This window comes from Pacificibacter sp. (assembly GCF_039769035.1).
Classification (GTDB): Bacteria; Pseudomonadota; Alphaproteobacteria; order Rhodobacterales; family Rhodobacteraceae; genus Celeribacter.
Window position 1 is genome coordinate 15,527 of sequence record NZ_JBDMZG010000154.1, and the last position, 13,713, is coordinate 29,239.

The 13,713-nt window shown below is 53.9% G+C and carries 12 protein-coding genes; 2 read left to right on the plus strand and 10 right to left on the minus strand.

The window, feature by feature from the left end:
• Positions 1-42: 42 nt before the first annotated feature.
• The 7 genes from ABF287_RS13450 to ugpC all read right to left on the minus strand — a co-directional run bounded on the left by ABF287_RS13450 (position 43) and on the right by ugpC (position 8,159).
• Positions 43-354: a cupin domain-containing protein gene (locus ABF287_RS13450; protein WP_347185513.1), complete on the minus strand. Its 312-nt coding sequence runs from the start codon at positions 352-354 to the stop codon at positions 43-45.
• A gap of 19 nt (positions 355-373) precedes the next feature.
• Complete coding sequence (locus tag ABF287_RS13455) at positions 374-1,117, minus strand: glucose 1-dehydrogenase (protein WP_347185514.1); 744 nt, start codon at positions 1,115-1,117, stop codon at positions 374-376.
• A gap of 43 nt (positions 1,118-1,160) precedes the next feature.
• On the minus strand, positions 1,161-3,482 hold the full coding sequence (locus ABF287_RS13460) for a DUF4962 domain-containing protein (protein WP_347185515.1): 2,322 nt from the start codon (positions 3,480-3,482) through the stop codon (positions 1,161-1,163).
• 79 nt (positions 3,483-3,561) lie between these two features.
• A complete protein-coding gene (locus ABF287_RS13465; RefSeq protein WP_347185516.1) occupies positions 3,562-5,127 on the minus strand; it encodes a sugar ABC transporter permease in 1,566 nt (521 codons plus the stop codon).
• A gap of 50 nt (positions 5,128-5,177) precedes the next feature.
• The gene (locus ABF287_RS13470; RefSeq protein ID WP_347185517.1) at positions 5,178-6,059 is read right to left on the minus strand and encodes a carbohydrate ABC transporter permease; all 882 of its coding nucleotides are present in this window, start codon (positions 6,057-6,059) and stop codon (positions 5,178-5,180) included.
• Positions 6,060-6,072: 13 nt separating this feature from the next.
• Entirely contained in the window at positions 6,073-7,059 is a 987-nt protein-coding gene (locus ABF287_RS13475; RefSeq protein WP_347185518.1) for an ABC transporter permease subunit, read from the minus strand.
• Positions 7,056-8,159, minus strand: a complete 1,104-nt coding sequence (gene ugpC, locus ABF287_RS13480; protein ID WP_347185519.1) for a sn-glycerol-3-phosphate ABC transporter ATP-binding protein UgpC — start codon at positions 8,157-8,159, stop codon at positions 7,056-7,058. Before ugpC ends, ABF287_RS13475 begins: the two co-directional genes overlap by 4 nt.
• 321 nt (positions 8,160-8,480) lie before the next feature.
• On the opposite strand from ugpC, the gene ABF287_RS13485 reads away from it, so the two are divergent.
• Together ABF287_RS13485 and ABF287_RS13490 are read left to right on the plus strand one after the other, a co-directional pair.
• Positions 8,481-9,173, plus strand: a complete 693-nt coding sequence (locus tag ABF287_RS13485) for a GntR family transcriptional regulator (RefSeq protein ID WP_347185520.1) — start codon at positions 8,481-8,483, stop codon at positions 9,171-9,173.
• A 60-nt stretch (positions 9,174-9,233) separates the two neighbouring features.
• On the plus strand, positions 9,234-10,613 hold the full coding sequence (locus ABF287_RS13490; RefSeq protein WP_347185521.1) for an MATE family efflux transporter: 1,380 nt from the start codon (positions 9,234-9,236) through the stop codon (positions 10,611-10,613).
• A gap of 116 nt (positions 10,614-10,729) precedes the next feature.
• On the opposite strand, the gene manD is transcribed toward ABF287_RS13490, so the two are convergent.
• From manD to ABF287_RS13505, 3 genes are all read right to left on the minus strand, one after another.
• Positions 10,730-11,956, minus strand: coding sequence for a D-mannonate dehydratase ManD (gene manD, locus ABF287_RS13495; protein WP_347185522.1), 1,227 nt, complete (start codon positions 11,954-11,956; stop codon positions 10,730-10,732).
• A gap of 15 nt (positions 11,957-11,971) precedes the next feature.
• The gene (locus ABF287_RS13500) at positions 11,972-13,132 is read right to left on the minus strand and encodes a Gfo/Idh/MocA family oxidoreductase (protein ID WP_347185523.1); all 1,161 of its coding nucleotides are present in this window, start codon (positions 13,130-13,132) and stop codon (positions 11,972-11,974) included.
• A 219-nt stretch (positions 13,133-13,351) separates the two neighbouring features.
• Positions 13,352-13,633 (minus strand): DUF6538 domain-containing protein, encoded by a 282-nt coding sequence (locus tag ABF287_RS13505; RefSeq protein ID WP_347185524.1) that lies wholly within the window; start codon positions 13,631-13,633, stop codon positions 13,352-13,354.
• Positions 13,634-13,713: the final 80 nt, after the last annotated feature.

The window sequence follows — 13,713 nt, forward strand, 5'->3', positions numbered from 1 at the left end:
CATTCTCCGATTGCTAACATACGCATCTGGTGCTTCGACCTTTCACAAAAAGTCGTCCCGACGCGGCGTGAAGCAGTCGATCAATGTTCCGGGCTGCAAGCAAACGCAGCCGTGGATCACGTTCGACGGGATGACGAAACTGTCGCCCGGACCGACCTCGCGTTTCTCATCCCCCATGGTGAAGCGGAAACGACCGCTTTCAACATAGGTGGACTGCACGTGGGGATGGCTGTGCAAAGCCCCAACTGCGCCCGCATCGCCAAAGCGAAAGGCAACCACCATCAACTCTTGATGATCAGACAACACTTGCCGTGTTACGTTTTCGCCCGTTGGGACAACTGGAAAATCAGACATAAAACATCCTCACGTGTCGTTATGAGAACAGCATTCCGCCGTTCAGATCGATGTTTGTCCCGGTGATGAACGCACTGTCGTCACAAGCAAGGAACAAGACGAGGTTGGCCGCATCATCAGTGTGACCTTGGCGCTTCAAGGGGGCTGCAGCTTCGAACCCACGACGACCCGCGTCTGGCGTGTGAATGTTATGGAAATCAGTGTCGATCATGCCAGGGCACAGCGCGTTCACACGAACCTTGGGGCCGAGCTCTTTGGCCAAACCACGGGTCATCGTCATTACAGCGCCTTTGGATGTTGCATAGGCAACGGCACCTGCTCCGCCACCATCGCGACCCGCTTGGCTGGCAAGATTCACAATCGCGCCTTCGTCCATGTGCTCAAGGCAGGCTTTGGTCATCAAGAACGTGCTGGTCAGGTTCAAATCCATCACCGCCTGCCAATGCTCAACCGACATTTCTGAAATGGTCTTGCGGGAGATCAAGCCGCCGGCGTTGTTCACAAGGATATCTACGCTGCCAAAATCACTCGCGGCTTTTGACACCAGCGCGTCAACGTCGGCTTGTTTGGTCAAATCACCCTGCATGGCAAACGCGCGTCCACCGCTGGCGGTGATGTCTGCGACGGCCTTGTCCGCCCCTTCGCTGCTTGAAAAATAGTTGATCGCAACGCTTGCGCCTTCTGATGCAAGTTTGCGTGCGACGGCCAAACCGATGTCACGGCCGCCACCACTGATGATCGCTGTTTTTCCTTGAAGTTTCATATTCGTATCCTTCCAGTCGACCGGATGTTCCGGCAGATAAATGTTAAGTATTGGCAAGTTTTTTCATGACGACCCTGAAGGTGTTTTCGTCGACATCTGTGAAATAGAGGTCGGCGTCATAGCCTTGGTCGTCTAGGAAATTGAAAATCCGTTTCGGCGCATCACGTTTGTAAGGCACCAACAGAGTTGCGATGCGATGCCGAGTCGCCGCGGGGTACTTGGCAGTGAGACACGTGCTCACAGGGAGGCCATCGTACTCCGCGGGATCGACATCGGGAAAACCGGTGTTTTGGGTGATGTCCGGTTTGCCCGCTTCGGACCAAACAACCTGACCATAAAAGCCAGCCCGTTCGCCCGTGTTGCGAAATGACGTTTTACCCAGCTCAAACGGAGCGTTGGCGTGCAACAACCAGTCGATGGTGACCGGCGTTTCGGCGTCCACCTCATCGACGATCACGAAGTAGTCGTTGCGTACGAAATAGATTTTGCGCGCGGCGCGCGTCACTTCAGGCGACAGGCTTTGGTAAGCCGCTGTGGCATCGCCGTGAATAAAGATGTGATCTTCGTGTTGTTCCGCCGCGATGATCTTGCCGGTTGCGGCCATCGCCTTGGTTTTATCTTTTTCGGCGTACTGGCCTTTGCCATTGATCAAGATCGCATTTTTGGATCGGGTTTGGCGTCGCCAGTTGCGGTGCATGGATGAGTTGAACGCCACATAGTGCCCAGATTGAATGGCAAGGTCTTCGCCGTAAGCTGAAAGACAGAATGCATTTTGGTCGCCGTGGCTGTGGCTGATCGATCCGAACGGAGACGACTTGAACACGAATTGGATGTGGTTGTCAGGATCATCCATCGCGTGTTGCACACCGACCCAGCCGATGCCTTTGAAGTGGCGGAAACCGCTTTCAGGCGGCGTCGCTTTGACCACTGGGAAATCGGTTTGGAAAACCAATTCATCGAAATGGGTGTCCCACCACCCCCAATTGTAAAAGGCCTTTTCTGTTCCTGGATTCAGCCGCAGGTTTTCGTCACAATACCATTGGTATTCACCCTTGCCGGTCGCACCCGCAAACTGGCGCAGATTTAGGCCAGTCTTGATACAGGGCAAATCGCCTTGGGTGCTGTCATCGCCAAAGGTGCCGCGCCGCGTGTTCGGCGCTTTGCAATACAGCGCGAAGTCGCCTGTGTTTTGAAAGAACGGACGCTTGTACAGATCGAGGCCCGTGAACGACTTTAACCGGTTCGCGGCGTCGATCAGATAGGCGAGGCCCATCATCCAGTAGTTCGTGCCCTCGGCCCAGCCACCGTCCGTGTCACCCCATGGGGTGTAGACCGTGAACAGGAATTCGATGCAGTAATTCAACCATTCGCGGGCTTCCTCATCGTCGTCATCGCCCAGCAATGCAATGCAGGCAGGGATAAGCGTCAACGAGACCGAGCGCACGGCGTGGCTGTCATAGGGAAACAGATGAATTTTGGCATTGTTGATCGCGTGTTCGGCAATGTCGCGGGTGCGGGCCATCAAAGCGGCGCGCACAGTCGCGCGTTCATCTGGCGACATGTCGTTGTACAGCCAGTCATAGCCCCACGCCAAAGCATTGGTCGTCCGGTACGCCCACTCATCTGTATAAGCCCGGGACGTGACGCCCATCGGGTCCCATGACGCGACTTCCAGGAGCCACTCTTTGGCGCGCGCAGTCAAATCCGCATCACCCGTGACGGACCCGCCAATGGCAAGGTGGCGAATGGCGTACCACGCTTCTTGCAGGTCGATATAGGTCTGACGCCACACGGGCGCGACGCGCTTGTTGTCGGGATAGCCGGCGGGTTCACGCATGACTTCGCGGTCCATCCACGGCAGCACGGATTTTTCATAGAAGGTCGACCACGTGCAGTGGGTTGGGTCAGCTTTCACCGCGTCGCGAAACGTCGCAAGCCGATCTGGTGTCATCCACAAACGCGGGTGGCCGGTTTCCACCTTATCAAACCGTGCCTTGCGCGACGGCAACGCCGTCTCTGGCAGATCGTCTGTGACGGTGAACTTGCGCGTGCTGCTCCACTTTGTGGCGGGCGCGTTTGTGTCAGGGTCGCATACGGCATATGACCAGTAATAGTCGCCAGTTGGCAAGGCCACGTCTGGTGTGAAAAAATTCAATGGAATGGACGCGAAAACCTGTGTCGCTTTGGGCGAAAACTTCGGATCGGTCGAAATACGCACCATGTAATGCGCTTCGTCTTCGATGACGGGAAGCCACGAAAACCTTGGCGGATTTTCGACAATCGGAGTGTCTTCGTTCGGCGTGTATTGGATCGTCAAACGGCCTGCTTTGGGTTCGTCGAGCACTGGAAGAGATTGAGCGGACATTTGAGATCCTTTAGGTCATCGGTTTGAAAAGAACGTGCGGCCGACATTGCACCGGCCACACGTGATGATTTACGCAGGCCTAGCCGTACTGACGAACGTAGGCTGCATTGATGACTTCAAGCACCGCCTCATAGCCCATCTCGTTGATCGTCTCGATGTAGTCATCCCAATCTTCGACAACGTCGCCTGTGCCCAAGATCCACGCCTGATTGCGTTCAAGCATGTAGGTGCGCAAGGACGGCCAATGACGGTCATAGATCGCCTGTTCATCTTCAGTGAATGCGACGCCAAGGAACTGATCTACGAGCAGGTCTTCGGTATCATAAAGCTCGATACCTTTTCGGGCGGCTTCAGCCGTCCACTGCCATTCATAGCGGTAATCCTGCCAGTACCCGCGCTGAATTTGCGCGCCTTCAAGATACATCTGGCTATTGATCGCGGCATCGGAATTCAGAACCTCGTCGGTAAAGACAGGCTGGCCGTCGACCATGTTCCACGTTTTGCCTTCAACGCCGAAGTTGGACATAAGACGGCCCTCTTCGGTGAACCAGAAATCAAAGTACTTGATCGTCTCGACCAGGTGATCGTTGGTGTGGCTGATGGCCCAGCCATCTGGTTTCACAGGAATGCGGCGGTGTTCTTCCATGCGCACGCCACCGGCAGAGGCCGGGGGAAGGAACGGGATGAAGTTAAAGCCATCAATCTTGTCCGCAAGTTTGCCGTTGTAGCCGGACGTTGAGGCAAACCAATCGTGGGTCAAACCCCCAAGGTTTTCCGACAGCAGGAAGTCACGAGAGGATGAGCCGCGGGTAAAGATTTCAGAGTCAATCAGCCCTTCAGCATACCAACGCGCGATGTTCGAAATACCGTCGCGATAGGCGTCTTGCGCATATGGATGCTCAACGGTTCCGCCATCCGTGATGTAAAAATCATGGTAGGTGTCTGAGCCGGAAGACCGCGCATCCCAAAGCGTCAGCAGACGGTTCACTTCTTCCCATTGGCGCGCGAAATATGGGATTTCGTCTTTTTCGCCATTGCCGTTTGGATCTTGATCGCGGAAGGCAATCAGTGTGGCTTCAAGCTCTGCCACGTTTTGTGGCTGCTCTAGACCCAAGGCGTCAAGCCAATCCTGACGCATAAACCAAGCGCGGCCATATTTGCCGTCAGGCAGGTACGGGATGTAGTAATAGTTTCCATCATATGCCGTGATCGAGGCCAAAACCTCAGGGTGTGAATCCCAGAACGCTTGAATGTTTGGCGCGTGTTCAGCGACCAGATCGTTCAGCGGAATGAACGCCCCTTGCGGGCCAAATTCGTTCACCGGCTGTTTGATCAAATGACCGCCAACGATGTCAGGCATATCGCCTTGCGCGATCAACAAATTCATCGCCTCAAGGCTGTCGGTGCTGTTGCGCCCAGCTGTTGCGTCCGTCAGGTGAATACCCGTCATTTCACGCGCAGCTTCTTCAACTGGGTAGATCTCGCTTGGTGAACCGCCAACGCCATACCCTTGGGCACGCGGCCAGTGCATGTGAATGGTCAGTTCCAGTGGTTCATCAACGATCTTGAGATGTCCGTCGGCAAATGCGGGGGCCGTAAAGGCCGTGGTGCCAAGAATGGCAAGCGTTAGCGATAGTCTTTTCATAGTTTTCTCCCTGGGTACAAACGTTGTTTTTATTGGTTTTGTTGGTGGTGTTATTCCTTCACTCCGCCCAGCAAGATGCCCTTGCTGAAATACTTTTGGAGGAAGGGGTAAATCAGCAGGATCGGTATGATCGAGCAGACGATGATCGCGGCGCTGACCGTCTCGAACGAATAGGCCGAGGTCAGCAGCGAATTGGCGAATTCTTCATCGTCAGACAGTTCGACGATGACGTGACGCAGATAGACTTGCAGTGGGATTTTGTCTTCGTCTTGCAACAAGACCATTGCCCAGAAAAAGCCGTTCCAACGCGACACGATGCAAAACAGTGCGACCGTCGCGATGGCAGGCTTGGACAGCGGCATGTAGACCTTCCACAGCACTTGGAATTCATTCGCGCCATCCATCCGCGCCGCCTCCTCAAAGGATTGGGGGATCGCTTCAAAGAAGTTGCGCAACAGAATAATGTTGAAACCACTGACCGCAAATCCGACGATGATGCCAAAATAGCTGTCGAGCAGTCCAAGATCGCGCATGTTCAGAAAGAACGGGATCAGGCCGGCGTGAAACCACATGGTAAAAGCGACTGTCAGGTTCCAGAACCGGCGACCATAAAGCTGCGGACGTGACAGGGCATAAGCGCCTGGGATCACGAAAGCCAAGCTCATCAACGTGCCAAAGATCGTGTAGATGAACGTGTTCTTATAGCTGGTCCAGAACAACGGTTCGCTGAGCACCTGCTTATAGGCCTCAAGCGTGAAGCCAACTGGCGTCAGGATAACGTTGCCTGCACGGGCCTCAAAACCAGTACTCATCGACAAAGACGCGATATAGATAAAAGGATACAAGGCAGAGATCGTGAAGATCGCGATCAGGAACATATTTATGATCACGAAAAGCTTGTCGCCGCGTGAATAGAGATTCATATTCGACATTGTTTTCCCTCCCCTACCACAGTGATGTGCGCGAATAGCGCTTTGAAATCGAGTTGGCGGTTATCACGAGGATGAAGGCCACGATTGCGTTGAACAGACCTGCGGCAGCGGCAAAGTCGTATTGCCCGCCCTGTAGGCCCTGTCGGTAGATAAAGGTGTTCACCACATCCGCCGTTTCATAAGTCGCTGGTTGGTACAGCAGGATGATCATCTCGAACGAAATCTCGAGGATATTGCCGATGCGGATGATCAACATGATGATGATCGTCGCCATGATCGACGGCACCGTAATCTTCCACATCATCTGCCAACGGGTCGCCCCATCAACAACTGCAGATTCGTAAAGCGTTGGGGAGACACCAGCGATGGCCGCAAGATAAACGATGGATTGGAACCCCGCCTCTTGCCAGATGCCTGTCCCGATAAAGATCGGTCGAAACCATTCGGGTTTGGTCAGAAAATAGATCGAGTCCATCCCGAACCACCCGAGTATAGTGTTCACGATCCCGGCCGAGGGCGAGAAGGACGTGATGACGATACCGGCAATAATCACGGATGAGATGAAGTGCGGAAGATAGACGATCGTCTGGGCCGTTTTCTTGAACGCTTGGTTTAGAACTTCGTTGAACATCAAGGCCAGTAAGATCGGCACGGGAAAGCCAAAAAGCAGCCCGTATGCGCTCATGATAATGGTGTTTTTCAAGGCCCGCAGGAACTGATCGTTGTTAAACAAGCTATGGAAATGTTCAAAGCCAACCCACGGGCTTCCCGCGACGCCGCGGAAAATCGAGTAATCCTTGAAGGCAATTTGCAGCCCATACATCGGTTTATACAAAAAGACCAAAAGCCAGATGATGGTCGGCAACAACATCGCATAAAGCTGCCATTCGCGTCGCAAATGCTCACCTATGCGGACAAGTGTGCTGGGTCTGTTTTGGCGCCGGATGTCCGCTGCCAACCGGTTGGCTTGCGCGCTGGTACCGTTGGGATCCTTGCTCATTGTACCAACACCTGTCCGGGCAGTGCCAATCCGGATTCGGCATCAAAAATGCGAATCAAGTTCGGTTCGATTTTGAAGCCTGAGACTCCGTCCAAAACATCCATTTGCCCAACCGTGCCTGTCCGAATGACAAAGGGCGTGCCCTGCAGGCTGGCGTGGATCAAAGCTTCTGAGCCGAGGGTCTCAATCAGGTCCACTTCAACAGGAACGCCACTCGGGTCCCCTGCCTCTGCAACCGTTACAAACTCCGGTCTGATCCCAAGGATCACGTCTTTCCCGTCAGCACCTTTGAGCGCCTCAAGGTCCGCGAGCGGAATACTTTGATCGCCAAATTCTGCAAAAGGACCGTCTTTCGAGGTGGCAATGCGGGCCTTGACCATGTTCATCGGCGGAGAGCCAAGAAACTCTGCAACGAAGGTGTTCACAGGATTCAGGAACAATTCCATCGGTGTGCCGATTTGCTCAATCCGGCCATCGTTCATCACCACAATCCGGTCCGCGAGCGTCATGGCTTCAACCTGATCGTGGGTGACGTAAATGGACGTCACACCAAGGCGTTTGTGCAATCGTTTAATTTCGGCACGCATCTGGGTGCGCAGTTTGGCGTCGAGATTAGAAAGGGGTTCGTCGAACAGAAAAACCTTTGGACGGCGCACGATAGCGCGTCCCATTGCAACCCGTTGACGTTGACCGCCGGACAAGTCTGCAGGACGGCGCTCAAGATACGGGGTCAGGCCCAAAATTTCGCCGACCTCTTCAACAGAGTCGGCAATGACTTCTTTGCTTTCTTTACGAATGCGCAGGCCAAACGCGATGTTCTCAGCCACATCGAGATGCGGATAAAGCGCGTAGTTCTGAAACACCATCGCGACATCGCGGTCTTTGGGGGCAACACGGTTCACGTGGCGACCGTCGATGCTTAGATCGCCACCGCTGATTTCTTCCAAGCCAGCGATCATGCGGAGCGTCGTTGATTTTCCACAACCAGACGGGCCGACCAAAACGACGAACTCTTTTTCCATCACCTCTAAATCGATCCCATGGACCACTTGAACAGCACCGTAGGCCTTTACGAGCCCCTGTAGACTGACACCTGACATCACTTTTCTCCCTAGTGGCTCCGCCTCCTGCGGAACGTCGAAATTCTGAAGATTCGTCGCTTCTTCATTGCTGGTATACTAGTCTTTCTACTGGTATACCAGATAAATTTCCGTTAGGATGGTCGTGCGAGACTTAACGCACCTAAAAAGAAAGAAAAAAATGTTGGGAATTGAACGACACCGCCGGCTTGGTACATTGCTGGGCGCCGAGTTTCATGTCACCTTGGGCGCGAATGGGTTTGCATTCACTCATCTAAAACACTCACCCGCCGCTGGTTGGTCATGCCACTCGTTCGGCTCAATACAAAGGGAGAATATGTAATGGCTCAGGCCCCCTATGTTGGTGATCGCCGCCCCCGCGTTGATAACATCTTCGACTACCTTTACGATGAGATTTCGACACTTCGCCTTCGACCAGGTGACAAAATCTCTGAGGCTGAAATTGCCGCGCGCTTTGGGGTATCCCGTCAACCAGTGCGCGATGCGTTTAGCCGATTGGCAAACCTTGATCTGCTGCTGATCCGTCCCCAACGTGCGACAGAGGTCATGCGTTTTTCGATGAGAGAGATTGAAAAATCGCGCTTTGTGCGTGCCTCAGTTGAGAAAGAAGTGCTGCAACGCGCCGCAAAACACTGTGATGCTGCTGGCGGGGCGAAATTGGATGCCTGCCTGAAACGACAAGATTATGTGATCGAAGCGGGAGACCTCGTTGGGTTCGGTGCGCTTGACTATGCGTTTCACGAAACCCTTTGTGAGATTGCAAAAGCGGATTTCGCATTCGAAGTCATTTGGGTCGAGAAATCAAAGGTCGATCGGCTGTGTCGTTTGGGCCTGTCAAAAGAGGCGCGCATGCTTGATCTCGTCGCCGATCACCGCGAAATCGCAGACGCGGTGAAGGCACATGACGCCGAACGCGCGGTCAAAGCTGGCGTGCTTCACTTGTCACGTTTGGATGAGACAATCGAACAAATCTCAGAAATGAACGCGAGCTATTTTATAAACAAAGACGCGTAAACATTTGGGCGCGTCTTGGAAGTCCACTAAGCCGGCTTCGCATCGGGACACCTAGACAAAATGTTATCCAAGTCGGCCGAAACCCCCTCAGGACTTAAGTCTGATCCAACAGCGCGAGACGTTTTTGCGCTGGCTTGGCCCATGACACTCAAGGCGATTATGCTACACGGCACCGTTGTGATTGACGCCTACTTGGTTTCATCGCTGGGAGAAACGGCTCTGGCCGCCATGGGATTGGCCGCAGCAATCGCAGGCTTTGTTTTGGGTGGTATTTTGGCCTTCGCAAACGCCATGCAAATCCGCACAGCGCAGGCTTTTGGTACGGGCGACGCGGTCTTTTTGAAATCCGCGCTGGCCTCAGGCATGATCATCAGCTTGCTTGTCGGATGTTTTGGGCTTGGCGTGATTATCCTAACAGGCGGCACCTTGATTGACGCCACAGCCCCAAGCCTTGAGGCCGCGACGCTGTCAAAAGATTACCTCGCGATCTTCTCGTTTGTCATCGTGGGCGAAGCGATTGGCCAGTGTTTATCGAGCTATTTCAACGGCTGTGGTCGCACCCGCCTGCCCCTTTACAGCTTTTGCTTGTCGTTGCCGATCAACGTGACGTTAAGCATCATTTTGATTCATGGATATTTCGGCTTCCCAGCCTTCGGCGTTGCAGGGGCCGCCATGGGCAGCGCGGTTGCTGTCGTGGTTCAGGCTGGATTTCTGCTCATACGCTTGCTCCAACTTGACGGGCATTTGCGCCACGTCGAAGGGTGGCGGCAGTCAGACTTTCGCAAAACGCTCAAACGCCACGTCGCATTCTCCCTGCCCATTGCTGCGACGTTTATGAGCGCCGTTTTTTCCGCTCAGGTCTGTGCGTTGATCTATGCGCGCTTAAGCCTGAATGAATTCGCGGCGATGACGATCATTGCGCCATGGATCATGGTGGCAGGTACGATTGGCATGCAGTGGTCGCAGGCGACAGGTATTTTTGTGGCACAGCTTTTGGGACAAAACCGCAGCGAGGCGCTCTTGGATCGGTTTCTAAGCAGAGCTTGGCGCGGGGCCTTCATCGCGGCTGCGATTGTCTCGATCATTTACCTTCTGGTGTGCTTGTCCGCGAACACGCTTTATGCCGATCTCAACACTGAAACCCGTATGGTTCTTTTGGCATTTCTGCCCATACTCATCGTCCTCCCGTTTCCAAAAGGGTCAAACGCGATTTGCGGCAACACGTTGCGCGCCAGCGGCGACACCATCTATATCATGCACCTATTCGTCTGGACCCAATGGCTGTTTCGCGTGCCCGCAACTGCACTGGCTGTGCTGTATTTCGATCTGTCTGCGTTCTGGGTTCTGTCGCTGCTATTCTGGGAAGAGCTGATCAAATTCCCCGCCTTCCACCGCCGCCTTTACACCGGCAACTGGAAACGCGCCAAAATCGCTGAATGAGTGCATCGCCCATGGCCGTTGTGCAGAAGGATGGCGGAGAGGTTTAGCGTTACGACGTCGGCTCTACAGCGATGGATAGAGCCTAGACGTCTCGCCCAAGTGGGTGGTTTGTAGGATCAGTAATCCCACATCGTTCCGTCTTGTAGGCGCACAACAGGATGGCTGCCCGGCTGATAGGAATAGCGCGCGGCTTCTTTTTCATCAAAATCGACCCCTAGACCTGGCGCGTCGCTGACGTAAACCATTCCGTTTTCCATACGGTGCTCAGACGGGAACAACGCGTCACATTCGGGCGTGCCCAAGACAAGGTATTCCTGAATACCAAAATTCGGTGCCCATGCGTTCAGATGCGCTTGTGCCGCCATCGAAATCGGCGAATGGCTTGGCGCGCCGTGGAACCCTGTTTTTACGTGGTGCAAACCAGCGAGATCGATGATGCGTTTTAAATGCGTGATCCCGCCGCCATAGGTGGCCGCAACGCGGATGTAGTCGATCAGCTCATTTTCGATCAACTTGTTGCAGTCCCAAATTGAATTAAACACCTCGCCAATCGCAATCGGCGTGGTCGAATGCTGGCGTATCAAACGCAAGGCATCTTGATCATCCGCAGGTGTTGGGTCTTCCATCCAGAACAAGCGCACGGGCTCGACCGCTTTGGCAAACTCCGCCGCCTCGCGCGGGGTCAAACGGTGGTGGACGTCATGAAGGATGTGCAGCTCTGGGCCAAACCGATCACGGATCTCAGCCAGCGCGCCAGGCATATATCGGATATAGCGATCACTGTCCCAAACTTCGACTTTCGGGCGGATACCAGAAAAGTCACTAATATAGTTTTTGGTCTGACCCTTGGTTTCAGGCACCGCATAGCTGGCGGTGGGCATGCCGGGAATGCCGCATTGCACGCGCACCGCCTTATAGCCCTCTTCAACATACCCTGTGATCGAATCTGTCAGGTCTTCAAGATCAGCCCCCGTGGCATGGGCATAGACCATCGCCCCTTCGCGGCTCTTGCCGCCGAATAGCTGATAGACCGGCATGTTCGCCAGCTTGCCTTTGATGTCCCAAAGCGCCATATCGACAGCCCCAAAGGCGGCCATCGCGATGGGACCACGCCGGAAATAAGCCCCACGGTACATGAACTGCCAGATGTCCTCACTGTTGCGTGGATCCATCCCGATCAAGTTGGGAATCAAGTATTGCTCTAAGTAATGCGCGGGCAGCGTTTCACGGTTGTTTAGGGTCGCATCACCCAAGCCGTAAACGCCTTGATCGGTCATGATCTTAAGCGTTACATAGTTCTTTTTTGGACCGCCAACAAAGACCTTTGCACCGGTGATTTTCATGTCTCAATTCCTTCTTCAGGCCAGATGCGAAACATCGGTCCAATTGTCGTTTTTACGGATGATATCGATCAGCATTTGATACTGACTGCCGTCTTTGAATGTGGGGTATGGGGCGCCAGGTTCGCCTTGAATGTCTTTGACAAACTCGCGCGCGAGATAGTGCCAGCATTGTTCGGTTTCGCCCAAGACGTCCGGAATCGTCGCGGCAAGACCCTCAGGCATTGTCACGGTGCCCCACCCCCTGCCCTGTTCGTACAAAGAGAGCTCTCCGCTGCCGTAATGCCCCTTCAGATAGATCGCACCCTTGGTGCCGTAGATCACAATGTGGTCGTCATGAAATCGCGGGACCAGCCCGCCGTGCTTAAACAGAACGGACACGGGCTTGGTGGCAAAACTGCTCTCGTGTTGCGTCATGACGGTATAGGACCACTCCACATCGCTGGCCCCCCATTCAAGGGTAGGATCATCAAGGTCTTTAGGAATGAAATCGCGCCGCGTCATGAAGTTGTGAACCCCCTCAACAATTGGCGCCCGGCCCAAATCATCGCGCACCTCACCAATGACTTTGGAGACCCTACCCCCAAGGATCGAGGACACAATCGACAGCGTGTGCGTGAAGTTGTTGTTCAGCCGACCGCCACCCTCTTCGCGCCGGTGCGACCAACCGAACGGGATGTCACGTTCAAGATTGAAATGAGAAATACACTCGACCTCTACAGGTTCGCCAATCGCACCTTCTGCGACCAGCAGCTTGGCGTGCAAAACACTTGGCGTATACCGAAAGCTCGCTGCATAAGCCGTCTTGAACCCTTTGTCGCAAGCGAGTTGATAAAGCTCCAAGGCTGTCTCACCGCATGCGGTCATTGGCTTGTCACAAAAGACATGACAGCCAAACGCAATGGCTTGTTTGATGGGATAATAATGCGCACCGCCCGGCGTTGCGATAGACACAATGTCCGGCTTGCAGATTTCTAACGCCTCCTGCCAATTGGTCCCACTAAAGGGAATGGCCATGCGCTCTGCGACGTCGTCAACGACGCTCTGGGTCCGTCCAACGAGTCCTACTACATCTGCCCCCGTGGCACGAAAGGCATCTGTATGACCCTGCCCAGCAAATCCCGTCCCAAAGACCAGAACTTGCAGTTTGTCGGTTGGTGAGTGAGTCTCATGCTCCATGACTGGTATACTAGTCTAATTGCATTGCGACTGCAACCCGAGAGCTTTGTCAGTTCGGCGGACAACGACAATTTTGACAATTTGGAGAGCAAATTTTGCACTGACATCGCACAAAATTCTACCGAGCCCAATTAGTCGAAATACGATCCGCAATTGGTGACTAGAGCTTCATAGACGTTGTGGACCTGTCACGGTTTGATACCGCTCTTTCGATAGCATTTACTGCAACAAAGGAAAGGCAATCTGTTGCGGCGTCAGTGGGTAGCGCGCAACCGTATGCTCACCATTCCGAGTAGATTTGCTCGCACATTTTCGCTGAGCAACTGAGATCTCATTTTGTAGACTTGCCACAGCCCCGGGGAGAAGCTTGAGCGCCTGACGGTAGTCACCGCCAAGAGGCGTACGAAGTTCAGTCTTTCCGACAATCTTGCGGAGCTCCTGCGGAACCACCAACCGCGCGTGATATCGCCCTGACCGATTCACGAGATGACGAACGTTCACAGCATTCCCTATTCTCAGTTGTAACCATCATTGTAACCAGAATTGTAACCTTGAAACGGACAAAGGGCCCGTGATGCAAG

Bases quoted from the DNA above. Each gene is read 5' to 3' on its own strand.
- manD (WP_347185522.1), bottom strand. From the start codon at position 11,956: ATGAAAATCACCGGTGCAAAGGTCTTTGTTGGCGGTCCAAAAAAGAAC.
- ABF287_RS13450 (WP_347185513.1), bottom strand. From the start codon at position 354: ATGTCTGATTTTCCAGTTGTCCCAACGGGCGAAAACGTAACACGGCAA.
- ABF287_RS13455 (WP_347185514.1), bottom strand. From the start codon at position 1,117: ATGAAACTTCAAGGAAAAACAGCGATCATCAGTGGTGGCGGCCGTGAC.
- ABF287_RS13490 (WP_347185521.1), top strand. From the start codon at position 9,234: ATGTTATCCAAGTCGGCCGAAACCCCCTCAGGACTTAAGTCTGATCCA.
- ABF287_RS13485 (WP_347185520.1), top strand. From the start codon at position 8,481: ATGGCTCAGGCCCCCTATGTTGGTGATCGCCGCCCCCGCGTTGATAAC.
- ABF287_RS13470 (WP_347185517.1), bottom strand. From the start codon at position 6,059: ATGTCGAATATGAATCTCTATTCACGCGGCGACAAGCTTTTCGTGATC.
- ABF287_RS13475 (WP_347185518.1), bottom strand. From the start codon at position 7,059: ATGAGCAAGGATCCCAACGGTACCAGCGCGCAAGCCAACCGGTTGGCA.
- ABF287_RS13465 (WP_347185516.1), bottom strand. From the start codon at position 5,127: ATGAAAAGACTATCGCTAACGCTTGCCATTCTTGGCACCACGGCCTTT.
- ABF287_RS13500 (WP_347185523.1), bottom strand. From the start codon at position 13,132: ATGGAGCATGAGACTCACTCACCAACCGACAAACTGCAAGTTCTGGTC.
- ugpC (WP_347185519.1), bottom strand. From the start codon at position 8,159: ATGTCAGGTGTCAGTCTACAGGGGCTCGTAAAGGCCTACGGTGCTGTT.
- ABF287_RS13460 (WP_347185515.1), bottom strand. From the start codon at position 3,482: ATGTCCGCTCAATCTCTTCCAGTGCTCGACGAACCCAAAGCAGGCCGT.